Annotated in this window: 11 protein-coding genes; 3 read left to right on the top strand and 8 right to left on the bottom strand. The window is 69.0% G+C overall.

Annotation, left to right across the window (positions count from 1 at the left end; genetic code table 11):
• The first annotated feature begins 588 nt into the window (after window positions 1–588).
• From AB0M70_RS38145 to AB0M70_RS38135, 3 genes are read left to right on the top strand one after another with little or no spacing between them, the layout of a single operon-like run.
• Window positions 589–1743 (top strand): hypothetical protein, encoded by a 1155-nt coding sequence (locus AB0M70_RS38145; protein WP_365827737.1) that lies wholly within the window; start codon window positions 589–591, stop codon window positions 1741–1743.
• A complete protein-coding gene (locus tag AB0M70_RS38140; protein ID WP_365827735.1) occupies window positions 1740–4997 on the top strand; it encodes a hypothetical protein in 3258 nt (1085 codons plus the stop codon). Before AB0M70_RS38145 ends, AB0M70_RS38140 begins: the two co-directional genes overlap by 4 nt.
• Window positions 4991–7615 (top strand): RNaseH domain-containing protein, encoded by a 2625-nt coding sequence (locus tag AB0M70_RS38135; protein ID WP_365827733.1) that lies wholly within the window; start codon window positions 4991–4993, stop codon window positions 7613–7615. The genes AB0M70_RS38140 and AB0M70_RS38135 overlap by 7 nt, the downstream gene beginning before the upstream one ends.
• Window positions 7616–7770: 155 nt before the next feature.
• Here AB0M70_RS38135 and AB0M70_RS38130 read toward each other — a convergent pair whose 3' ends face one another.
• The 8 genes from AB0M70_RS38130 to AB0M70_RS38095 form a co-directional block, all read right to left on the bottom strand.
• Window positions 7771–8469 carry a restriction endonuclease gene (locus AB0M70_RS38130; protein WP_365827731.1) on the bottom strand — a complete coding sequence of 233 codons (699 nt, stop codon included), beginning with the start codon at window positions 8467–8469 and terminating at the stop codon, window positions 7771–7773.
• Window positions 8470–8632: 163 nt separating this feature from the next.
• Entirely contained in the window at window positions 8633–10900 is a 2268-nt protein-coding gene (locus tag AB0M70_RS38125) for a Helicase associated domain protein (protein ID WP_365827729.1), read from the bottom strand.
• Between the two features lie 165 nt (window positions 10901–11065).
• Window positions 11066–12085 carry a Wadjet anti-phage system protein JetD domain-containing protein gene (locus AB0M70_RS38120; RefSeq protein ID WP_365827727.1) on the bottom strand — a complete coding sequence of 340 codons (1020 nt, stop codon included), beginning with the start codon at window positions 12083–12085 and terminating at the stop codon, window positions 11066–11068.
• A gap of 59 nt (window positions 12086–12144) precedes the next feature.
• Window positions 12145–16482, bottom strand: coding sequence for a hypothetical protein (locus tag AB0M70_RS38115; protein ID WP_365827725.1), 4338 nt, complete (start codon window positions 16480–16482; stop codon window positions 12145–12147).
• 171 nt (window positions 16483–16653) lie between these two features.
• Window positions 16654–17463 (bottom strand): hypothetical protein, encoded by an 810-nt coding sequence (locus AB0M70_RS38110; RefSeq protein ID WP_365827723.1) that lies wholly within the window; start codon window positions 17461–17463, stop codon window positions 16654–16656.
• Window positions 17460–18956: a hypothetical protein gene (locus AB0M70_RS38105; protein WP_365827721.1), complete on the bottom strand. Its 1497-nt coding sequence runs from the start codon at window positions 18954–18956 to the stop codon at window positions 17460–17462. Before AB0M70_RS38105 ends, AB0M70_RS38110 begins: the two co-directional genes overlap by 4 nt.
• A 120-nt stretch (window positions 18957–19076) precedes the next feature.
• Window positions 19077–22268: an AAA family ATPase gene (locus tag AB0M70_RS38100; RefSeq protein WP_365827719.1), complete on the bottom strand. Its 3192-nt coding sequence runs from the start codon at window positions 22266–22268 to the stop codon at window positions 19077–19079.
• Window positions 22265–23584, bottom strand: a complete 1320-nt coding sequence (locus AB0M70_RS38095) for an exonuclease SbcCD subunit D (protein ID WP_365827717.1) — start codon at window positions 23582–23584, stop codon at window positions 22265–22267. The genes AB0M70_RS38100 and AB0M70_RS38095 overlap by 4 nt, the downstream gene beginning before the upstream one ends.
• Window positions 23585–23591 lie beyond the last annotated feature (7 nt).

Genomic DNA, 23591 nt, shown 5'->3' with positions numbered 1-23591 from the left:
TTGGTGAGTGGTGTTGTGACGTGTGCTGTTCCGATCTGGGCGGAGAGCCTGTCGGCTCTTCAGTTGGCCTGACGGCCAACCGGGCCTGACGGCCCGTAAGGTGACGCGTCGTCATGCCTGGCGGCATGACTGTGTGTTGGCTGGGTTGGCCCTGACGGGCCAACAGGAAAGGAGCGGGGCCTGGCGGCCCCGCTGTCCGCATGCCTCGGGTGTCATGCCTGGCGGCATGACCGTGGGGTGCCGGGTTGGGCCCGGGTTCCCTGCCCTACCGGGCAGGGTTCAAAGGCTGTACGGCTCGACGCCTACGGCGCCGTGATGTCGTAAGGGTTTTTTAGACAGTTATCCGGTTGCTCTCCCCCTCCGGTGGACCAAGGGCAGATGCGTTTGGCCCTGGCGGGCCAACTGAGCGAGGCCCGCGGTACATGCCTGCCGGCATGTCCGGTTCCTGTAGTCCCCCGCTGTCGCGGGGGCACGTCTTCGCCGGTTTTGGAGTGCGTTGTCAGACCCGGCCTGTATGTTCCGGAAGTTGTTGGCCCGTCTGGAATGAGCCCCGAATACCACTGGTGGGGCGTGGAGGGGTGGTGAGCTGTGCCTGTCAATCAACATGTTGCTGCCCGGAGGATCATTACTGCTGCTCTGCGTGCCGGTGCGGCGTGGATCAATCGGGTTGAGGAGCCTCGTGCGTGGCGGGAGCTGTCGCGTATGCACGGGGTGCTCTTGTCGAGTCTGCCTGTGGGGGCGGGGCCTTCGACTCCTGCCGAGATGATCGACTTGCTGCCTGTGCGCTTGCGGGAGTGGGTGCCTTTGGCGTGGGACGAACTGCCGTCTGTCATGGGTGATTTGATTGTCCTGACGGACAATGGTGAGCTGACCGAGGAGGCCTTCGAGGCCGGGATGAACTATCTGGAGGCCCTTTACGGGGACGACGGATATTTCGATCTCGGTGGGGCGTGGCTTCCTGCCTGGGTTCGCCAGACGGCTGAGCAGACGGAGCGGGCGGCCTTTCGGCATATCCGTTCCGAGGGGCAGGCCGGCTATGTGTCGGCGCGGACCATGCTGACGGAGGTGCCGTACGGCACGGAGCGGGCGTTGGTCGAGGAGTACGCGCGGCGTGGCGCGGCACGGATGGACGTGTACCGGCCTGTTCCCTCAGACCGAATGTGGGTGGGGGCATCGTCGTGGTTATGGCCGTGTCCGCAGTGCCGGTATCCGATGGTGCTGCGGGGTGGGCAGTTGCGGTGTGAGTATCCGCCGCATCAGAGCCGGTTCGGTCTTGTACCGGGCAGTGGCAAGCGGGGTGGGGCGCCCGTACTGACCGGTGGGCGAGGCCGGTTGACGGCTGCGGAGCCGGCGGAGGGCGTGTTGTGCCTGGACTGGGGGGTGTGGCGGTACATCACCTGTCCCGGGCTGAGTGAGGTGGGGCTGATGCAGTGGTTGGAGAAGCAGGAGGGGGTGCGAGTCGAGCGGTGGGAGAACCTGGACGAGTGGGATGTCGGCGTCTACCTGGCAGATGGGCATCGCTGGCGGGTGGACGTCAAGGACCACCAGGACGCGCAGACGATCATCGACCGGCCGCCTGCCGGGGAGACGGTGGTCGTGCCCAACTACCGGCGCAGCCAGATCAATCAGCTACAGGCTGGGCTCGATGCGCTGCGGACTACTGACGGGCAGCGCTACAGCGTGTTCACGGTCAGCCGTTTCAAGGCTGCCGTGACCCGGCGGTTGAAGGGGATGGGCGTATGACGTCTCCGAAGAACGCGAAGTATTCCGTCAGTGTGCCGCTGGCTCTGCGGGCGGCGATTCTGCTGGCCGCGCGGGTGTTCCCCAACCGCGTGGTGGAAGAGCGGGCTGCGTGGCGGCGTGTGGTGGATCTCGCTGATGCGCACTTCCTGGCCACGGGGCAGATGCATCTGTGGGATGGCTGGTCTGCTCTGGCTCTGGGCGATCAGGTGCGGATCACTCGGATGCTGCGGCAGCGGCCGGCTGTTCTTGCCCACCATTCGGTGTTTGTCGCGGAGACGGCAGCGGTTCTGGACAGCGGTGAGGCGGTCGAGTTCGCCCCGGCCGATGGGCAGGAGCAGGTGCTGATCCTGCCCATCGGCGATGAAGAAGCTCTCATCGATGCCTTGCTGGACGAGCTTGAGAACAACGCGGCCAAGGGACAGTTGCTGCCCAAGCCTGCGCCGCCCGGCTCCTACGTCAGCGACCTGCGGATCAAGGACCCGCTGAGTCCCTCCGGTCGGGTGGTGGACGTCTTCTACGACCTCGGCTACCAAGGGGCCCCTGCTCCCAGCGTGGTGCAGGAGCTGGGCGATGCCCCGGTCGTGGACGAGGTGGTGATCCCCTTCGCCGACCTCGACGAGATCGCGGGGCGGCTCGATGGGCTTCGCGGGCAGGATTACCGACGCAAGGCGGTCGCGGACATCAGACGGCACGCCCGCGACCGCGACGGCACGGATGTGGGTGAGCATTTGCGGGTCCAAGCCGGGCCTCTGCGGGTCTTTCACGCCCCCACCGGCATGGGTAAAAACGTGTTGAGCGAGCTCGTCGCGCTGTGGTGCGCCAAGCGGGGCCGGGTGATCTCGCTGGTCGTTCCACAGAGCGCTCAGGTCCTGGCCACGGTGTACCGGCTGCGGCGGGATCTGGCCGACTTGAAGGTCTCCGCGCAGGTGACGCCCGTCGTCTCCCCCGCCTCCATGCAGGAGCTGGCCGAGCAGACGGCCAGCAACCCGCAGGACGATGCGGACTTCAGGAGCTGGGTGTACCGGGAGATGTCCTACAGCTGCCCCCTGACCGGGCACGCCACCGCCTCCTCCGAAGCAGTGGACGCGTGGACACCGGGCCAGGAGCCGTGCGACCAGCTCAAGCCCAACGGGCCGAAAGCCGACAAGACCCTGGCTTGCCCGTGGCGCGGCGGCTGCGGGAAATTTCGCCACCACCGGGCTGCGGCGTCGGCGGACATCCTCGTCACCAACCATGCGAACTTCCTCACCGGGCACATCCACGCGCCGGTCGCGGGCCGTCCTGCACCGGGACGGCGGATGACCACCGAGCAGCTGCTTTTGCACCGCAGTCATCTGGTCATCATCGACGAAGCCGATGCGCTGCAGGCGCAGGCTTTCGATCAGGCGGCCCGCCAGGTGCTGCTGGCCCAGGACGGTGCGGAGCGCACCCCGGTACGCGAGCTCGACAGCCAGTTCCGGCGGCACTGCCACCGGCTGCCGATGAGCCTTGAGCAGTACCTGCGGCCGCTGATCAATCACTTGGTGTGGCTGGCCGAGTCCTACGTGTCGCACCTGGTCGGCGGGGTCATCCATCCCGACCGGGAGCGGCGCAGCATGGTGGTGCCGCGCCGCTGGGACGGGATGTTCGCCTCCCGGATCTTTGGGCTGGAGGCTGGAGAGCGGCCCACGGAGCAGCAGATGAAGGCGGTCGACCAGCTCTACAAGCGGGAGGGGCCGCTGGAGTTCGCCGATGAGGTCGAGGGGCTGGCCGAGCTGAGGGAGCTGTTGTCCTCGGTCACGGATTTGGCCGGCGGGTCGGACCAGCTCACCCACGCCACCTTGAAGCGCATCGGGGAAGCATTTTCGGCGATCACCGGAGATACGGACGACAAGCGGCTGTCGTCGCTGGCGCTGCTGGCGGCCCGGCGCGCGTACCTGGAGGAGATGCGCAGCATCTTGCACCGCATCGTCGGCGTCGCTGCACCGTTGCAGGGGGCGGGCATCTCCGCCGGCAATGGCCTAGTGGACGCGCTGGCCTCGCACGTGCCCTGGCGGGCTGCCCCCTACGGTCCTTTGGGGCGTGCTCTGTTCGCGTTCTCCGAGACGTTCGATCCCGCCGACCGGCATCTGACAGCGCTGCGGCTGAAGTCCTATGTCGGGGATCCGCACGCTCACCTGGCTTACCTGGGCGAGGTGACCGCGCTCGCCCATACCGGCACCCGGCGAGCGGTGATCGGGATGTCCGCCACGGCGTTCATGCCGTATGCGCCGCGTCATCACCTCCTGCCGGAGCCTGCCTGGTACGTGCCGGACGATGTTAATGGAAGCCTCACCGTCGAACTGCAGGCTGGCCAGGACAATGGTGCGGGCATTGTGGTGTCCGGCACCGACGGCGTGAACCGGGAGCGTGCTTATACGGCCATGGGGCGCAGCGTCGGCCAGGACCTTCCCGCGCAGCTCGACGCGGTGGCCGCCGTCCCTGCCACCGCGCATCGTGCGTATGCGCTGCTCGCGCCCACTGCTTACGACGCCGGTCCCGCGCTCGCCCGCGGCATGATCGAGGCGGGGGTCGCGGCATCGGAGATCTGTGTGGCGGTGCGGCCGCAGGAGATGGCTGCGCTGGAGCGGATGCCGCCCGGCTGGGTGCCGATCCCCAGCAACCGGCTCGAGCAGTTCCCTCACGCCATGGGGCACGGCCGGTGCCGGTACTTGATCGCTCCCATGGCACGGGTCGAGCGTGGTCTGAACATTGTTGACCGTGCCGGGCGGTCCCTGCTGCATGTGGCTTGCCTGGTCAATCGGCCTATTCCGGTGATGGAAGACCCTCCGGTGCTGCTGTCCCTGGTCAACTCTCTGGCCTATCGACGGCGGCGGCCCGGTCCGGAGCCCGCGGCCGAGCTGGAGCGGCTGCGGATCGCGGCGGGCCAGATTTTCGATGACATCCGCAGCGGGCAGGGTTACTTCAAGTCGCTGGGCAGGGACGTCAAACTCGCCGTGGTCGCGGAGATCCTGACCCGGCTGATCCAGTTGGGCGGGCGCACCCGGCGCGGCGGGGATCACGGGCGGCTGCGGCTGCTGGATGCCGCCTTCACCCATACCGCCGCTGACTCCACGCTGCCCGCCCTGCTTGATCAGTTGCGCGGGAAATGGCAGGCCGAGGACCACATGCCGCTGGTCGACGCCGTTTACCGCACCACCATGGCCGATGCCCTGCTGGGGCTGAGGGAGCACTCCCCCACCGGATTTGAGGAAGAGGAGATGGGCGAATGGTGAGTGACGAGCGTGGCCGCCTGTTCACCCTGTCCTTCGCACTGGACGAGCGGCTTCTGGGCACAGTGCACGTCTATCCGCAGGACGCGGCGTTCGCGCCGGCCTGGCGGCGGTTGCCGAGGCCGCGGGGCAAGGACGCCGTGCAGCCGATCGCATCCCTGCAGACGGCGGCGCGTGCCGTGACCGGTGAGCGGCTGGTGTTCACCAACCCCGACCGGCCCGCCAGGACCGGCCGGTGGGCCGGGCGGAGCGTGATCGTCACGCCCGGGGCGCTGGACGGGGCCGTGGTGCGCACGTTGATGCGGGAGTGGGAGACGCGGCTGGAGGGGCATGAGGGCCGTGACACTCTCTCTGCTCTGCTGCAGTTGTCCGACGAGGGGCCCCAGCCGCTCAGTTCGCTGCTTCACCGCGATGCCGCGGGGCGGATCATCGGTCCCCGCTGGGCGTTTAGGGTGGCCGGGTGGCGGCTGGCGAGCATGCTGGCCGCCCAGCCGCTCCTGCTCGAGGAGCACCTGCCCGCGCTGCGGTTCCATCTCGACAGTGAGGGCGACCTGCTGGCGTGGCAGGCCCCGCTGGTCCACGATCGGACGTGGATCGACGAGGAGAGCGGCAAACGCCGGCGCATCGCCGGGTACGCCATGGAGCGCATCCATATCGAGGTCGAACCCGCCCCCGGCGGAAAGACGCTCATCGCGCACCTGTCGGCGCGTATCTCGCGCGTCGCCACCCACTACAAGGGCATCCGCAACGTCCTGCTGCGCCATCCCGTCAATCCGGACATCATCCTCAAGGCCCCGATCACCACCCGGTGGGAGAAGGGCCCGGACGGATTCATGCAGCCCGCGGCCGTCCGCTACCGCGGGGCGACGGCACAGATCGTCGAGGCCTGCGGGGTCGGCCGCCTGCCCCAGCCGCCCCTGACGGGGTTGGACGAGCTGGCAGAGGTACGCGGTGTGCACCGCACGGGCAAGCACCCGATCGACAAGGGCGCCGGTGCGATGTTCCACGCCCGGCTCGAGGAACACGCCGGGCACGTCCTTGGCCAGGAGCCGATTGTCTATGCCGGAACATCCATCAAGATCAGCAAGCCGGGCGGCAGCCTGCCGCCCTACGTGCCGGCCAGCAAGATGGCCGAGGCCATAGCGTGCGCCCGCCTGGATACGGTGCGCACCGTGGTGCTGTTCGAGTCGGCGGACTGGCGTACGCGGGTGATGGGGCAGCTGGCCCGCGACTACGCGCGGCCCGAACTGGCCGATCTACCCGATGAACAGCCGGTGGTCTTGGCGCCCGGGTATGAGCTCGTGACGGTGCGGCTGCCCGAACTGGTCCGCCACGGCAGCCACGACCGAAGCCTGATCTTGAACACACTTCCCTGGTTCAAGCCTGGTGCCGGGAGGGGACTGGTCACGGCCCTGTGCGAGACGCGCTACCCGAGCGTGCAGGAGAAGGAAGGGGGGGTGACGGATGCCAAGCATGCGCTGAAAGGGCTTTTCGCCGAGCGCGGCATCCCTTCGCAGTTCATCACTATGGACTCGGACCCCGGCGACCCCCACCGGCTGAACACGCCCGAGAAGGTCGCACGGTCCAGGGCGCTCAAGGCGGGTCTGCCAGAGCCGGACGTCGCCTACAAGGACGACCATGCAGTACAGATCGCACTCGGTAGCCTGCACTCCGACTCCGGCATCATCGACAACCGCCTGGCCGCCACCGCCTTCCACCGCAACGCCAAGGACACAGCTCTGGACCGGGAGGCGGTGGCAGTGGGGCTTTGGACCCGCTACCACCGCTTCGACGAACGTCCCGGGCGTCCCCGGAAACCGGCCGTGCTGGCCATCACGCTGGTGGCCATGCGGATCCCGCTCGGTGGAGACGCGTACTGGCCCACTCTCATGTACAGCGATCAGGGTTGGCTCCCTTTGGCCCAGGCTCGGGCGCTGCACCATGCCGGTCCCCTTGGTAAGAAGGGTCATCACCTGCGGGAGGATCACGGGGGGCCGGACAATGTGCGGACTTATGTGGATCGGGCGCTGGCTGCGCTCAACAACCGGTTTCCAATCATCGTCTTCGCAGAGGAGCGTGAGCGGGTCTGGCCGGGGCTGTGCAATGACCGGCTCGGCAACGGCGCTGTTCCTGGGCAGAGCCTGATTGCCCGAGGGTGGGATGTGGCGGTCGTGAGGGTGGGAAATGGGCAGGGAACGCCCCAGCCGTCGCGGCGCACCGGTGGCGGGGGCAAGTTGCCGGGCAACCCGTTGCAGCCGGTCATGCCGGAGAAGATCCTCTACCGCCACGACCACGGGGACGTGGTGTCCTGGCTGTTTTCCGGGCAGTCCCGTCAGCACGCCGGTGGCCAGCGCACCGGCACTCAGTACACGCGTCGTACTCTGCCCGGTGGTCAACTGGCTCAGATGGGTGCCCCGTTCCATGCCATGACCCGCACCGAATACCTCATCGCCCACCTCGGCGGCTGGCGTGAGGAACAGCTGGCAGGTCTTGCCGCGCGGATCTCGGAGCAGGCCGCCATGTGGGACGGGCGCACCAACCTGCCCGCACCCTTGCACCTGGCCAAGAGCGCTGATGAAAAGCATCCCGGTTTTGTCGACCAGGAAGGGCTGAGCGAATAGGTAAGGTGCTGGTGGGCTGGGCGGATTCCAGGACCCGTGCCGGCGCAGCCGATGGCTGCTGCCGTGCCCCGCCCGGGCCCAGGGCGAGGCGGGGTCGGGTGCACTGTGCAGTCCCCTCACTTGTCACAAGCCGAACAGATGCAGGGCGCGGCTGGTTACTTGGAGTACGTCTGTTTCCAGCGTGCTCGGTGGCGGGCTTCTCCCTGTCCGCGTCCGTTGACGTCGGCCAGGGACAGCAACGGTGTCCCGTTGTTCCACAGACCAAAGAAGTCACGGTGCAGGGTGAGGATGTGGTGTTTGACCGCGAACGCCTCGGCTTGGGGGCTGAAGCGTGTGGTGGCGACGAAGATGGCCACATCCGCGGCAAAATGCACCTTTGATCCCAGCAGATCGCGCACTTCGCGACTGGCGATCGTCCGGTGGGGTGCGTACCGCTTACATTGGATCACCATGGTCCGGCCGTCGGGCAGCCAGCCGAGCACGTCGGCTCCGTTGTCCCCGGTACCGCCCACTCGGCGCACCTGCGTGCAGCCGTCGCGGCGGCATAACTCGGCAACCACTTCCTCGAACTCGGTGCCGGTCATCGCGTCGATGGCAGCCAGCGTCCGCTGTCCGGCTGCGATCTCCTCCTGTCGTCTCCAAGCGTCGTCCTTGCTTCGCAGCAGTCGGTCGGTATGCCAGAGCCACCACGCCATCCAGCCGATGCCCGCTGCGGCCAGTACGGCGCCGAAGTACAGCAGCACCACCGGGTGCAACAGGCCTAGCAGGGCCAGGGCGGCGAGCGCACCTGATGCCACTCTGATCCGGGCGGTGCGTCGTCTGCGCGTCTTCTTGCCCTTGCGCTTGGCCGCCATGTCTTCCCTCTCGTGCCCTGGCTGGGACGGACTTCTCCCTGCTGTGCAGTGTGGGTATCCCAAGCGGCCCCGCCAGGGCGCAGTCAGGCCATTGGCTTGAACCTCCCGCCGCTCGGTCTGCCCGGCGTCCAGCCGCTCGCCTCGAGGAGGGGCGTTCGCCTACTCACAGGCCTAGTTCGGCCAGGGCTGCTTGCCTGTGTGGGCTGAGGCCGGAGCCGCGGCGACGCATGTTGCTCAGCCACTGCCCCAGCCGCACGGGGTCGCCTTCGATCTCCTCGATGTGACGCTGGGGGACATTGAGATGGCCTTCGCGTGCGCGGAAGGCACGCGCGGCGGCCAGCCCACGCTGGAAGGCGCGCTCACGTGCCGGCAGGCGGCTCTCCGGCGCCTGGGGGGCGGGTGTGGCAGGCAAGTCGACCAGGCCCAACTCCTGGAGCAGGGATTTCTGTTCAGGGTGGAGGCGATGGGAACGGGCGCGTTGTGACGCAAGCCAGCTCTCCGCCTCGGAGGCAGCCTTGTTGGCTTCTCTGCTCTGACGGGCGGCATGGTAGGCCCGTTGCCAGGTGATCGGCCAGGGCGGGTTCCACCACCGGTCCAGGGCGGTGAGAGCGGCTGCGCGTTCTGCAGTGAGCTGGTGGGCGCGGGTGCGCTGAGTGGCCAGCCAGCGGCCGAGGGGAAAGCCGTCGTGGATCTCGTTGACCGGGGCGGCGAGGTGGCCCCGGTCGGCGGAGTAGGCGGTGGCGTGGGCGAGCGCGCGGTCGAAGGCCTGCTGGCGGGGGTCCCAGATCATGCCGAGGCGCTCGAGGGCGTGGACGCGTACGGCGTCGAGCGTGCCGTGGGTGTGCAGGTGGCGTTGCCAGGTGAGCCAGCGTCCCAGGGGGTGGCCGGTGGGGTCTTCGTAGTTCTGGGGGACGTCGAGGTGGTGGTGGGTGCGGTGGTAGCGGCGGGCGGCGGTCAGGCCGCGGCGCCATTCGGCGCTCTTGGGGGCCAGGACCCGCAGGGAGAGGGCGAGGGCGACTTCTTCCGCCTGGGTGGGGCGGTCGAAGCGGAGCCAGGCCTCGGGGTCCTCGGGGGGTGTGGTGGGGCGGTGGGTGCGGGGGTCGGCGAGGCGGGCTTCGAGGCGGTCGTCGTGGGCGCGCAGGGCCTGGATGGTGTGCCACAGGGGGGCGTAGGCGTCGGCGCCGAGGAGGTCGTCGGGGTCTTCGTCGGGGGTGAGGTAGACGGGGACGACGAGGGTGGCTTTCTTGCTGGCGCCGGGTTGTTGGCGCAGGGCGCGGCCGACGGCCTGGACGGTGTCGACGGGGCTGTTCTTGGGGTCGGCGAAGACGACGGCGTCGATGGCGGGGACGTCGATGCCCTCCCCGAGGACGCGGGCGTTGGACAGGACAGCGGGGGTGTCGGCGGTGTGGGAGGCGAATTCGAGGAGGAGGCGGCGTCGGACCTGGGGCGGGTGGGTGCCGCTGATCCAGTCGGCCCACAGGTGGGTGGGACGCAGGGTGGTGGGGAGCGTGGTAGCGGTGGTGGTCAGGGTGGTGGCAAACGCGCGGGCGTCGGCGACGCGGTGGTGGAAGGTCAGGACGCGGCGCAGGTGGTGGTCGTGGATGGCGCGCAGGGCGGCGACTTGGCGGCCGGCCAGGCGCAGTCCGTCGATGCCGGCGCCGGGGGCGGTGGCGAGCCAGTCACGCAGGTCGGTGTCGGTGATGACGGGGACGAGGATCTGGTAGTCGGCCAGCAGGCCGAGGTCGATGGCGTCGGAGAGGGTGAGGCGGTAGGCGACGGGCCCGAAGAGGGTTTCGTCGTCCATGGAGGCGGCCCCCTCTCCCCCGCCGCCGTCGGTGTCGTCGCTGTTGTCGGTGGTGTCGTCCCAGATGCGGGGCGTGGCGGTGAGGTAGAGGCGGCGGGTGGCGGGGAGTTGATCGTCGTGGTGGACGGCGGCCCAGGCTTTGCCGAGGCGTCCGGCGGTGCGGTGGGCTTCGTCGACAACCGTGAGGTCCCAGGCGGGCTGGTGGTGGTCGCGGTGGGCGGCGACGACGGCTGGCAGGGAGGCGTAGGTGGCGTAGACGGTGAGCGGTCCGGTTCCCGACTGGTCGGTGAGGGCGGTCAGTTCGGCGGGGTTGGTGGTGAGGGGGACGTCGGCGCCGAGGGGGTGGTGGTCGAGGGCCTGGCGGGCGGAGCAGACGGCGATGGCGGGGCCTTTGCGGCCGGCCTGGCGCCAGGAGCGGATGGTCTGGGAGAGCAGGTCCAGGGTGGGCAGGAGGACCAGGACGCGGCCGCGGGACGCAATGCGGGCGGCGGTGCGCGCGGCGATGAGCGTTTTGCCGGTGCCGCAGGCGGCGATGACGCTGGCCCGCGGGTGCGTCTGCAGGGTGCGGGTGGCGGCCGCGACGGCGTCCTTCTGGTGCGGGCGCAGCTGGAGCTCGGCGGGGGCCATGGGTGTGGTCGCGTCCTCTTTGGTGTGGCGGTGCTGCCGACGAGTGCGGTGGTCGTGCGCGTGGGGAGTGTAGGCGCTGTTACGGGTGTCTGATGGGGTTGCTTGTGGCTTGCTAGGCGTCCGTGACTGGCACTGGTCGGGAGTGCGCGGGTGGGCGGTGGTCTTTCATAGGTCGTCGCGCCATGAGTGGTCCTGTTGCAGGAGTGTCGTGCCGGTGGCTTCTTGGGCTAGCCGGTCCCCGGCGGTGAGGATGTTGGCCGCTCGGTGGCGCAGCGGTTCGGGCAGCCATGCGGCGCGTCGTTCGGCGGCCAGGGGGTCGGCTTGCTTCGGGGCCGGACCTCGGATGTCTTGTTCGAACAGGAGCCGGTAGAGGCCCAGGGCGGGGCGGATGGGTGGGAGTCCGGCTGCTGTTCCTGATGCGTTGGCTCGCTGCGGAATGGTGAGTCCGTCGTCGTCGAGGTCGCCGTAGTAGGCGATGTCTGTGACGCCGTTGAGTTTTGCGATGCGGGTGACGGACGCTTCGAAGGCGTGGCCTCCGCCGAATACCACATGGCCGACGTGTCCCGGGTTCTCGGCGAGGAGTGTGCTGATGGTTGCGAAGCTGTCGCTGTTCTCGATTACGAGGGCGATTCCGCCGTCACCGGTGCGTTCGTAGGCCAGGGGTGGTGGGACTCTCTCGGCGAACAGGGTGGTCAGGGTGAGGCGTTGCGGGGCGAAGAGCGTGGTGGTGATCAGTGCGTCGAGGCGCTTTTCGTCGCCGAAGATTTCCAGGGAGCGTTCGCGCATGGGGATGGTGGCCCGCCGGGTGTTCTCGTCGGTGTCGCGGAGCCAGCGGTTGATCGTCTTGAGGGTTTCGATCTGGGCGGTGGTGAGTTTGGCGGTCTTTGCCCAGGCCAGTTCCCGGCGCCACATGAGGGGTGCCGCGCGGGCGGGCCGGGGTTCTGTGGTTTTGGGGCGTGTGGGCAGGCGGAGCCAGCGTGGCAGGGGTGGCTGGGCGTGGTCCCATCCGTCGCGGGTGCGTGGGAGTTCGATCAGGTGGTGGTCTGCGAGTTCGTCGAGCAGGGCGGACAGGGCGGGCCGGCCTTGGGTCGTGCCGGCTGTTTCGGGGCAGGCCTGGGTGAAGGCCTCGAGGATCGTGGTCTGCTCGATGCGGTGTTCCGTTCTCGAGGTGAGGGTTGTTGCCAAGCAGGCTGCTGACGGGGACAGCGAATGTCCGTTGGTGTCCGTGTCCGTCTGGTGGTCGCTCACTGGTCGCCGGCCATCTGGTCGTGATGGTTTTCCTGCTGCGTCGTGCGGCTGTCTTTGGGCGGGGTGTGCGGGGTGCGGGGTTTCACCAGCAGGCGGGCGGCGAGGATCTGGCCGGTGGCACTGTTGTCGTCGGGCGGTGGTGTGTCGCGGGCGATGTGGTCGGTCACGTGCAGGTGGCGTGTTCCGGTGCGTTGGTCGGTGTCGTTGCGCAGCCGGATGCACAGGGGGAAGGTGGCCAGGACGCGGTCTTCCATGTTGCCGGTGGTGTAGATCAGTTGGACGCCGAGGGCGGCGGCCATGTTCATTTGCAGGCTCAGCAGGTAGCTGGCGTTCGCCTTGCCGATCGGGTTGTCGAGGACCAGCATTCCGCCCAGGCGGCTGGCGCTGCGGGCTCCGGTCCGGGTGCTGCCGCGCAGTGCGGCGAGCGTGCAGTACAGCATGATTGCGCCGGTGAGTTCCTGGCCGCCGGAGAATACTTTGCTCATGTCGCTGATGGAGGCGTAGTCGGCGCGGCCGGTGGCGTCGGGCTTGAGGATCTCTACCTTGAAGTCGCGTGGGACCGCCGCTGTCACGCATCGCAGGACCAGGTCGCGGCCGGGTAGGTGGGGCTGGGTGCGGGCGTTCTCGTCGAGGCTCTCAGCGATCCGTACGGCCAGGACTTGTGGCTCGGGTGTGCTGAAGCCGATCTTCAGAATTCTCTGTTTGGCCCATGCTCCCGCGCCTTCGGGCAGGCGCGAGAGCCGCTCGGCCTTTTCCAGCAGGGCCAGCGCCTGGCCGGTGTGGTGTTTGAGCTGGTCGATCAGCAGGTTGCGGTGGCGTTCGGAGTCTTCCAGGTCGGTGGTCAAGCTGGCGGCCCGGCCGTCGAGTTCGGCCGTCCACCGGTCGGCGCGTTCGATCAGCGATGTGGTGTCGATCTCCGTGAGCTGCTGGTAGATCGGCGCCTTGAGCTTGCTAAATCGGCTCTGATTGGCCATTTCGCGGAATTCCACGACGGCCTCGTTGACGCCCTGATTCGCTTCCTGCAGGAGGTCGGTTGCGGTGTTGTGGGCGTGGATCGCGTCGTCGGCGGCCTGCTGTGCTGCGTCGGCGGTTCCGGTGAACGGGCTGGCGGAGGCGGGCAGTTTCAGCCTGCGGGCCGCGGTGGCAAGGCTACGGTTGACGACGCCCATCTCGCGTGCGGCGGCTTCGCCGGCACGGACGTTGCGCTCGGTGGACCGCTGTATCCCCATCGCTGTGGTTAGCAGGGCCTCTGCTTCTCCCAGCGTGGAGGCGGCCCGTTCAGTCAGACGCGTGCCTTCGGCCGGTGTTGGAGGCGTCCAGTCCTCGCTGAGGCTGGTCCACGGTTTCCCGCTGGGCTGGCCGGCAGCTGTAGCTTCCGCTTCCAGCTGGCCGCTGCGCTTGTCCAGGCGGCGGAACTGGGTCTCCAGGTCTTTTACGGTGCGGCCGAGGCGCCGCTTGGTGGCCTCGATGGTTTCGGTGCTGCCCGCCTGTGCGGAGGCGGCCAGTGCTTCGGCTCGGGTCACGGTCTGGGCCGAAGCGTCGCGCAGTTCGGCGTCGCAGTCCGTGGCTTCCTTCTGTGCCCCCTCGACGCGGCGGCGCAGGTCCTCGCCGACTTCCACGGCGCGAAAGCCCTCGGCGGCTTCCTGGTAGGAGATCTCCAGCGTGGCCAGGTCGTACTCGCCGGGACTGAAGATGAGGGGTTGGTCTCCATGGACGACCGTGGCCAGCCGGGCTTCATAGACTGCGGCATCGCGGCGCAGCGACTCTGCCTGCACGGCGTATTCCGTGGCGTGGTCGCGGAGTCGGTCGGCTTGCTCGCGCAGTTCCGCAGCTGCCGTGCGGTGTTGTTCGGCCTCGGCATTCAGGGTGTGGATCTGTGCGCGGTGTGTGTCGGCCTCGGCGGCGTCGCCGGCGAGCTGATGGATGGATTCGGCGTCGCGGGCGGTGTCCCGGGCGGTCTGTTCGGCGTCCGCGAGTGTGGGGGCGAGATCCGCCAGGGTGTTGGCGGCCTGTCGGTAGGTTTCGCGGGCGGTGTCGAGTGCGGACGTGGCATTGGCGGCCTCGGCCTGCCAGGCGTTCGCGACGGAGCGCAGTTGCCCGATGTGCCCTGCCGGGTGGTCACGCAGCCAGTCGGTGAGGCGGCGTTCCAGTTGGAAGGCGACGGTTTGCCGTTCGGTGTAGGTGTGCTGGGCGCGGCGGCGGTCGTGGATGCGGGCTTCGGCTTGTTCGCGCAGCTCGGCGGCAGCGTGGACGTCATGGAGGGCGGGGGTCGGTTCGACGACGAAGCCGCTGCCGGACGGGGGAAGTTCCGTCTCCAGTGGCTCGGGGGTGGAGACGAGGACGGCCGCGTCCGGTAGCTGCGGCATCTGCGCGAGAAGGGTCCGTGCCTTGTCGAGTGCCTCGTGGTCGGGCACCACGATGCCGTCGACAACTGCAGGGTGGGCTTGGATCGTTGCCGCGTGCCGGTGCGGATTCACCAGCTGCTGCAGTGCGTTCCAGCCCGAGGTCGCGGTGATCTGGTGCTCGTCCAGCAGCTTGAGGAGGTCTTCGACCTGTGGGCGCGGCGGCATCAGCGCCTCGCCCTCGACGCTGAGCGCGGCGAGGAGTCGCTGGTCTGCCTGTTCTTCGGCCCGCAGCACATCCAGGTGATGTGTGGCCGATGCTTGTGCTGCGGCGGCCAGGTTGCGCAGGGTGGGAGCGTTTTCTTCCAGCCACTGTGCGGGGTCGCCGCCGGGTACGTCCTCGTCACCGTCGAGTTCGGCGAGTTCACGCGGCAGGGGGTGGGCGGCGAGTTCCGCTGCGCCCTTGTGGGTGTCTTCGACCGCTTGTTGCGCGGTCTGCGCTGCTTGGCGGGCCTGGACTTCGGGCTCGATCAGCTTGTTCGCGGCCGCGTCGAGCTGACGGGTCTCCTGCTCGAGCTGCTCGTAGTGCTCGCGTTGCCGCGTTGCCTCATTCTTGCTGTCGGTGGCCTTGGTCTGCAGGCGGGCATCGGCTTCGGCCACGGTTTCGTCCTCGGCCACAAGGCCGGCCTGACGGGCTTGTTCGAGGCGCGCGTCCACCTGCTCGATGTGTTGGCCGAGCAGGTCGGCTCGGACGGTGCACGCGGTGGCCTGCCCCTGCCGTTCGGTCGCATCATGTTGTGCCTGGGCTGCCTCGTTCTTGCTGATCGAGCCCTCGTTGTCCAGGTGGTCGGCCTGTGCCACGCACTGCTGCCTGCTGCTGTGCAGGGCTCCGGCGAACCGGGCGCCGGCCTGGTCGCGGTGGAGCCGGGCGGTTCCGGCCGCTTGTTCGGCATCGTCCAGGAGCTCGCTGGCGACCCGGTACTTCTCGCGTGCGGCGGCTGCTTTCAGGACCTTGGGAACGACCGCCCAGGCAGCCAGCTCGTCGCGTTCGGCGGCCAGCTGTTCCTCTGTGAGGGACAACTCGGAGCCGGCCGCGTCGAGGCGCAGCACCAGGGTCTGGCGGCGCACTTCCTTGTGGAGCAGGTCGGCCTGGTTGCGGGCCTGCTGCTGTTGCTCGGCGGCCGCCTTCGCCGCTGCGTGTTCCTTGCGGAGTGTGGCCAGTTCCGTATCCGCGTGCTGGACGCAGGCGCCCACTTGTGCTGCGAGCTGGCCCAGTGTCGTCGCGGCGTGTTGGGCGGCCGTCGCGTGTGTTTTCTGCTCAGTGCGCCGGCGGGCCAGGTGGCCGGCGGCCGTGGCCATGGCGGTGGAGAAGTCGCGGTCCAGCAGGAGTTGCTCGCGGCGGCCGATATTTTTGGCGTAGGCGCCGAAGGCGTCGCCCAGCTCGGTGAAGTTCTCGGCGTCCATCGCCTTGCTCAGCAGCCAGTGCACGAACTGCCGGCCGGTGGTGGTCTTGAAGGCCTCGGCCGCGTCCCCCTCGTCGACGTTCATGGCCTGCTGGACCGCGAACAGGTCCGGTTCCAGGCCGAGCCGCCGCAGGTGCTTCTCCCACTCCCCCTGCCGCTTTTCAACCTCCAGGCGGAGCGTCTTGTCATCGGCGTCCAGCCGCCTAAGCGCGTCCTGGTAGGCGTTCATCCGCAGCCGGCGCCCGGCGTCGGCGAACGGCAGCGTGGCCAGGGTCGTCTCGGCGTTGGGGGTCAGCGAGTAGAACGTCCGCTCCACCGTGCCGTCCGTGGCCGGGGTCAGTACCTGTCCGGTCACCAGCGTTTCGCCGGTGCGGACATGGACCCATTCCAGGGCCACATGCGAGGGGGCTGCCGCGGACACCACATAGGCGCGCAGCGCCTCACGGCCTTTGCGGGACTGCCGCTCGGGCAGCACCGTGGACAGCAGCATCCGGATCAGCACGGACTTCCCGCCGCCGTTCTCCAGCACGAGCAGGGTTGCCGGGGCGGGACGCTGGAGCAGCTGGCCGGCGGTGGGGATCAGGGTGGTGGCGGGGATCGGCGAGCCGCCCTCGGACAGGTCCAGCAGGACGTCGCCGTATCGGGCCGCGCTCGGGCCGATGTTGTACAGGCGGATGCGGTTCAGCTCGTACATGTCTGCTCACTCTCCTCGCTCGGCTGAGGGCGCCGGCGCTGCGGGGACAGCGGCGGTGGTTTCGGGGCTGCTGAAGGCGGGTGACCCGTCGGGGCCCACGGTGATGCCGAGTTCGGCGAGGTGGCCGAGCATCTGCTGTCCGGCCAGCTCCCGTACCTGGATCTGGTAGCGGGCCGTGGTGGTGTAGGTTCCGCCGTTCTCCTTGCCGGCGCGGCGCAGCATCCCGTTGTCCGCGAGGTATTCGGCGACCCGCTTGATGAGGGCGTGCCTGCTCTTGGAGTGGGCACGGTCGTCCCCGGTGGCGGAGACGGGGTTGCGCCGCTGGTAGTAGCGCCACAGCTGCATCAGGTCCGGGTGGTCGGCCGGGACTCCGTCGTCGGTGTCGGCTTCGGCGGCTTGACGTTCCAGTTCCGTGGTGGCCCGCTCGACCATCTCGTCGACGTGGCGGACCGTGATGCGGCCGACATGGGAGGGGTCGTCCAGGTCTTCGGGGCGGTAGTAGGCGAGCGCGGCGATGGCCAGGTGGGCCAGTGCCGCGATCGGCCGGTCGGCGGGCCTGGTGATGTGGTCGCTGACGCTGACCGCGAACTGGGTTTCGGCGGTCGCCCCGAGCACCAGTCCGGCCCGGGGGTCGACGGCGATCACCGTGAGGTCGAAGCCGCGTGCGGCGGCGTGCAGCAACCGCGCAAAGTCCTGGTCGGTGCGGCAGCGGTCGACGAGCGTGGCGTACTCGGCGTTGCGGCGGGGTGTCAGCCCCGGTTGGAAGCCGAAGGCAAGCAGCCGGTTGACGGCGGCGGTGTCGTCGGGGTTGTTCATGCCGCGCCCTCCTCGATGCTGTTGTCGTTGTCCCTGGGCGGGATGGCGGTGGCTGGGCCGTGGACGACGAGCAGGTCGTGGCCGGCGAACCGGGCGTCGTCCAGTTCTCGGTCGTCGGCGAGGGCTGCCAGGACGGTGCCGCGGTCGGGGTCGTGGCGCGGGGCGCCGAACAGGCCCAGTACGTGCAGGGCCAGCAGGTGGTCGAGGTTGTCCTGCCCGGCGGGAATGCCGTGCCGGCGGGCTGCGTCCAGGAGTTCGGACAGGCGGGTGCCGTCGGTGTCGGTGTGCTTGAGCAGTTCTGTGACGGCCGTGTACTGCTCGTTGGAGAAGGCGGAGTCGTCTGTGGTGTCGCCGAATTCGGGCTCGGTGATCAGGCCGTCGTCGCCGTCGGGTTCGCTCGGCGGTGTCATCAGGCCGGTGATCAGGTCCGGGAGGTAGATGATCGCCGGGCGGTGCGGTGGGGTCGCGGCGGTGGCGAACGTGTCGAGGAGCGGGTTCGCCTGCCGTACCGGCAACTGCAGGGCCGGTTCGAGGAGTTGGCGTTCGAGGGCGACATGGGCGCGGCTGGGGGGCGGCACGAAGCTCTGGCGTTCTTGTTCGGCACGGAACCGTTCGCCGACCTCCTGCAGATTCGCCTGGAGTGAGGCGTGTCTGCGCAGGCATTCCTCGAGGATCGCGATCAGTTCGGCGGCCTGGGCCGGGGTGGTGTCCTCCGTGCTGTTCTCCATGATCCGGACCAGGTTGTCCTTGATGGTGTTTTCGGCGTTGATGCGGTCCTCGATGTGCTCGAGTGCTTCGGTCTGCATGCTCTGCACGTCCCGGACCCAGTCCACCGAGCGGATGTCGCGGCGCATGCCTTCCAGGCGGGAGCGGATGTGTTCGGTGTATTGCACGGTGCGGCGCAGTGCCATTTCCGCGGCGCGGTGCGCGTCGGACAGCCGCCCTCGGCGCACCAGGGCCTCCAGTTTGGCGTCGGCGGCGACCTGTTCGGAGGCGATGTCGAGGTCGACGGCCCCGACGAGGACGGCGATCGCTTCGTTGGAGGCGCGCAGCCGCGGCCGCCCGTCGGGTCCGGGCACTTCGCGCAGCAGTTTGAAGGGAAAGGTCTGCGTGGTGTAGGCGCCGTGGAGGACGATGCCGTAGTCGTGGCTGAAGTCGCGGTCGACGGTGCCGACGTTCAGCAGGCTGTCGAGGACCCAGCGGGCCACGGCGGTGTGTTCGTCGCGGTCGCGCTGCGGCATTTGCAGCCCTGCGACGCGTGCCATGGCGGCCACGATGTCCTCGTGGCGTGCACCGTCGTCGAAGTCCATCTTCAGGGTGACGGTGTCGATGGCGGTGAGTGCCAGTTCCTCCATCTGGTAGCCGGTCCACTCGCGCGAGGCGAGGAGGGGCTTGCGGCGTTCCAGGTCGAGGACCGGGTCGGCGACCGCGAGTGCCTTCACCCTGGTTGCCAGTCCCAGTGTGTCGCGGCCGTGAGGTCCCGCTTCAGACATTCAGTTTCCTCTCCCCCATCAACTGCCGTCGCGGTGATCACCATGAGAGTGGCCCCTTGGGGCGCCTGCGGGCCAGAGGGCCCTTGTAGTGCGCAGGTGCATCCGGGCCCGTCGGCGCCGCTATTGCGTCAAGGCCTGCAGGCCGCTGGCCAGGTCGGCCTGTACGAGGTCGTCGCGCTCGGCCGGGGTCAGCCAACGCGTGCTGGAGCCGGTGGCGGTCCGCTCCACCCACAGCACCTCGTCGACGGCTTCGGCGACGGCGTGCAGATGGCTGATCACCATGACGAGGCGGTCGCTGCCGGCCCGGTCGCGCAGTACCTCCAGGGCCGCGTCCAGGGCAGCTGTATCGAGTGCTGCGAAGCCTTCGTCGAGGAACAGGGAGCCCAGGCTCGATCCGCTGCGGGAGTGCAGTTCGGCCAGGGCCAGTGCCAGGGCAAGGGAAGCCTGGAACTTCTCACCTCCGGACAGCCGCGTGGGCGGGTGGTTGACCCCGGAGGTGCGGCTGACGATGTCGAAGTTGTCGGCGAAGCCGAATCGGTCGTCGGACATCTGGCCGAGCAGGTCGCTGGCAACGTCGCGCAGTGCGCGGGTACGGAGCGTCGTGAGATGGCTCAGGAACCTGGCGTCGACCAGTTCCCGGCGCAGTGTGTCCAGGGCCTGGGCGCGGGCGGTACCTGCAGTGATGGCGAAGTCCAGGCCGGCGGCCGGTTTGATCATGTCGTGTGCGTCGCGTTGCTTCTGCCGCAGTTCTGTGGCCTCCATGTTCGCCCGTGTGGCAGCTGTGACGAGGGGGTGCAGGGCTTCCGCCGCCGTCAGATCGGCGTTGGGGTCGAATCCGTCGACGTCCGCGAGTGCGGCCCTCTGTTCTCGCAGGCGTGCCGTCGCGTCCGCCGCACGCTGGGCGGCGGCGTCGGCGTACTCAGTGAGCTTGCCGGTCAACGTCGCGGTGAGCGTGGCCAATTGGGTGGCGAACTGGCGGGCGGCGGGGATGCCCGGATCGGTGGGCGCCTGTGGTGCGGGGCATGTCTCGGCTGCGTCGAGGAACGTGAGCGCGTCGGTGACGGCTTGAGCCCAGGCGTCCAGCCTGCCGCGCAGCTGGCTCAGCGGGCGGTCCACCTGCGTGCGAGTCTCCTCGTCCAGGGCACGCTGTCGACTGAGCACGGCGTTCTTCTGCTGGCTCGCTGATTCCCGCTGGTCGAACAGCTCGTGGAGGGCGGACTGGCGGGCGGTGACGGCGTCGCGGGCAGCGGTCACGGCATCAGCGGTCGCCTCGATCGCGTCGGCGGGCAGCGTCGCCCGGATCGCCCCGGGCAGCGCTGTCAGAGCGCGAGTGGTCTTGGCCACGGCGCGATTGTGTGCCGTCAGAGCGTTCTGGTGGCCCACGAGGTCGCGTTGGTGTGCCCTTTTGCGCTCGTCGAGCGTCGCACGGTCCGTGGCGACTCCGGCGGTGTGGCGTTGCACGTCGGTCTGCAGCTTCTCGGCAGCAGCTTCGGCTGCGTGTGCGCAGGCGATGATCGCCTCAGTGATCGGTGCGGCGTCCCGCTCGAGGAGTTCCTCGTGGTGTGCGGAACCGTCGTCGACGGGAGCAGCCTGGGCGGCGGTGATGGCGGCCAGTGTCGATGTCGCGGCCGCCGCGTCGAAGTGGCCGACCGGCATGGCTGCGAGAGCGGTGAAGGCGTCTCCTGCCGCGGTCTCAGCCTTGTGCGCAGCCTGCTGCGCCGTGTCGTGGTCCGTGGCCCGGTCACCGATGGCTGTTTCGGCCGCCGTCACGTCGGTGCGGGCCTGGGCGAGCTGGACGCTGGCGTCCCTCTGCGTCCGGTTCACGCGGGTGAGTTGGGCTTTTGCTGCGGCCAGTTCGGCTGCGTCGCTTCCGGGCGCCGGTTCGAAGCCGTCGGGGAGTTGCTGGTGGCAGACGGGGCAGTCGTCGCCGCCGTGCAGGTCGGCGCTGATCGCGGCGGCCTGGTCACGCTGTTGCAGCAATTCCACCCGCGCCTGGGCGGTGTCCCAGTCCTTTTCGGCTGCCGCGTATGACTTTTGGAGTTCGTCGCGTTGTTCGCAGGCGGCGTGATGTCGCCTCGCCGCGGCCCGTTGGGCGCGAACGGCGTCGGCGAGGCGGCTGGTTGCTGTGAGGGCTGCGGTCAGGCGGGTGCGGGCCGCGTCGGCCTTCTGGTGCACCTGCTTGGCCGTTTCGGCGGCGGCTTGTGCCTGGTGCGCGGACGGTTCTATCTGTGCGGTGCGTTGGGCGATTTCTGTTTCGGTGCGGGTGATGGCCTCGGCGTCGCTGGCGAGTTGTTCGTCCTGCTGGGCGAGCCGGTCGCGTTCCCTTCTGTGCTCTTCGGCGTCCGCTGCGAGGGACTCGAGGACCACTGTGGCTCTGCTGAGGGCGTCTTGGCCTTCGCCTTTCGCGTCCGCGGCGGCGATGGCCTTCTCGAGGGCGTCTTCCTGCTCTGCGATGCGGGAGACCTGCAGGTTCAGGGCCTCGCCCTGCGCAGCGATGTCGGCGGCGACCGGTTCGAGGGCCTGCAGGGTGGTGTCGGCGTCGGCCACGGCGCGGGCGGTCAGGGCGTGTGCGGCGTCGGTGGCCCCGGTGGCGGTCGCTTGGGCCGTGGAGGCTTCCTTTTGCAGATGGGTGATGCGGCCGAGGGCCGTGTTGAGGCGTTCGACGCGGGTTTCGGCCCGCTCGGCAGCGGCCCCGGCCTCCTCGGCGGCCTGTTCGGGGTTGTCCGGCATGGCCTCACGTTTGGTCTTGGCGGTCGCCAGGAGGCCGTTGAGCGTCTCGCGCTGGCGGGATGCGGCCCGCTGGATGGATTCCAGGGATTCGGCGCCGAACAGTTCCCGCAGCAGCTTGCCGCGTTCTTTGGGGGCCGCGACGAGGAGCTGGTCGAACTTTCCTTGCGGGAGCAGCCCTACGCGCAGGAACGTCTCGTAGCTCATCTGCAGGACCGCTTCGATGCGTTCATCGACCGGGCCGGCGTTGTCCCTTTCCTCGCCGGTGTCGAGGTTCTTCAGGTGGTGCCGGCCGGCGTTGGGGTTGCTGGCATGCATGGTGCGGTGGACGTGCCAGCGTTGTCCCTCGTGCAGGAAGGTGAGGTCCACGCTCATGGCCTGGGCGCCGTCGGCGATGAGCTGCCCGGGCTTGGTGGCACTCCAGGAGCTCTTGCGGAACAGGGCGTAGGTGATGCCGTCGAGGAGGCTGCTCTTGCCGGCTCCGGTGTCGCCGAGAACGCCGACCAGGCCCGTGCCGGTGAAGTCGACGGTGACCTGGCTGGGGTAGCTACGGAACCCGGTGAGGGCGAGTGTCAGGGGTTTCATCGCGTGGTCTCCGCTGCGGTGGTGTCGGTGCCGGGCAGCAGGCCCGAGCGGTCGAGGTCATCGAGGGGCCGGCCGTCGATGGCTGCGGTCAGCAGGGCCTCCTCGCAGCACGATGCCGGGTCGTCGAGATCGGGTTCGGCTTGCAGATGTGCGAGGGCGCCCATGGCGCGGTCCAGCGCCAGGCCCGTTGTTCCGTGGTCGGCCAGGTAGTCGCGCAGCAGCTCTTCGATGCCGGGCAGTTCGCCAGGGGCCTCCCGCTGCCCTGCCTCGCTTTCAGTGGCACCGGCGCGGCGTTCGTCGACAGCGACGAGGGTTGCCCGCGGCAGCATCTTGGCCAGGGTGCCGGGAAGCAGCGGGTCGGGGGTTTCGACGTCCACGATCGCCTTCACCCAGGCGTCGTTGACCCTCTCGGCGCGTTGCGCGATCTCTTCCAGGGTGCCCTCGAGGCGGACCAGGCGGCGGCCGGAGGTCAGGGGCACGAGTTCGATGCGGGGCGTGGTGCCGGGGCCGACCTCGGCCAGCACCACGCTCTTGGTGTCTCCGCTCTCGCCGAAGTCCATCTGCAGCGGGCTTCCGGCGTAATGGGCCGGGTATCCGGCGCGCTGGACACGCTGGGGCTTGTGGATGTGCCCGAGGGCGCCGTAGGCGACGTCGGGCAGGTCGGCGGCGGCCGTCGCGTACTCGCCGGCGAGGGAGATTTTCCGCTCCGAGTAGGAGGGATGGGCCCCTTCGACGAACAGATGGGCGGCGAAGACCAGGACGTCGTGGGCGCCGCGCCCTGCGGCGAGGCGGCGGTAGACATCGGCCTGGACGGTGCGCAGCCGCTCGGCGTAAGTCGCGGTCGTCAGGGCGGGGTCGGTGAAGTCGTAGGCGAACCGGTTGGGGTGCAGGTAGGGCAGTGCACCGATGCGCAGCGTCACCTCCCCCTCCCGGGTGGGGTAGTCGGCCACCAGCAGTCCGTCGGGGCGTGCATCGGTGGCGAAGCGGACCCGCGGTTGTTCTCCCTCGCGGGCTCCCATGCCCAGCATGGCCTGCACGAATGTCAGGACGTTGCGGGTGTCGTGGTTGCCTGCGACGACCACGACGGGGGCGATCACCCCGAGGCGGCGCAGTGCCTCGATCGCCCGGCCCAGGTCGTCCAGGCCGGGGCGGGAGCTGTCGAACAGGTCGCCACTGTGCACGATCAGGTCGGGGGCGAAGTCGTCAGCGATGTCGATGATTTCGTCCAGGACGGCGTCCACTTCCGTGTCGCGTCGATGGCGGCCGAGCTGGCGGCCCAGGTGCCAGTCGGAGGTGTGGAAGATGCGTCCCGTCACGGGGGCC

The organism is Streptomyces sp. NPDC051214, assembly GCF_040682375.1.
GTDB lineage: Bacteria > Actinomycetota > Actinomycetes > Streptomycetales > Streptomycetaceae > Streptomyces.
This window is presented reverse-complemented; position numbering and strand designations above follow the sequence as displayed.

Bases quoted from the DNA above. Each gene is read 5' to 3' on its own strand.
- AB0M70_RS38140 (WP_365827735.1), top strand. From the start codon at position 1,740: ATGACGTCTCCGAAGAACGCGAAGTATTCCGTCAGTGTGCCGCTGGCT.
- AB0M70_RS38135 (WP_365827733.1), top strand. From the start codon at position 4,991: ATGGTGAGTGACGAGCGTGGCCGCCTGTTCACCCTGTCCTTCGCACTG.
- AB0M70_RS38130 (WP_365827731.1), bottom strand. From the start codon at position 8,469: ATGGCGGCCAAGCGCAAGGGCAAGAAGACGCGCAGACGACGCACCGCC.
- AB0M70_RS38125 (WP_365827729.1), bottom strand. From the start codon at position 10,900: ATGGCCCCCGCCGAGCTCCAGCTGCGCCCGCACCAGAAGGACGCCGTC.
- AB0M70_RS38110 (WP_365827723.1), bottom strand. From the start codon at position 17,463: ATGAACAACCCCGACGACACCGCCGCCGTCAACCGGCTGCTTGCCTTC.
- AB0M70_RS38105 (WP_365827721.1), bottom strand. From the start codon at position 18,956: ATGTCTGAAGCGGGACCTCACGGCCGCGACACACTGGGACTGGCAACC.
- AB0M70_RS38100 (WP_365827719.1), bottom strand. From the start codon at position 22,268: ATGAAACCCCTGACACTCGCCCTCACCGGGTTCCGTAGCTACCCCAGC.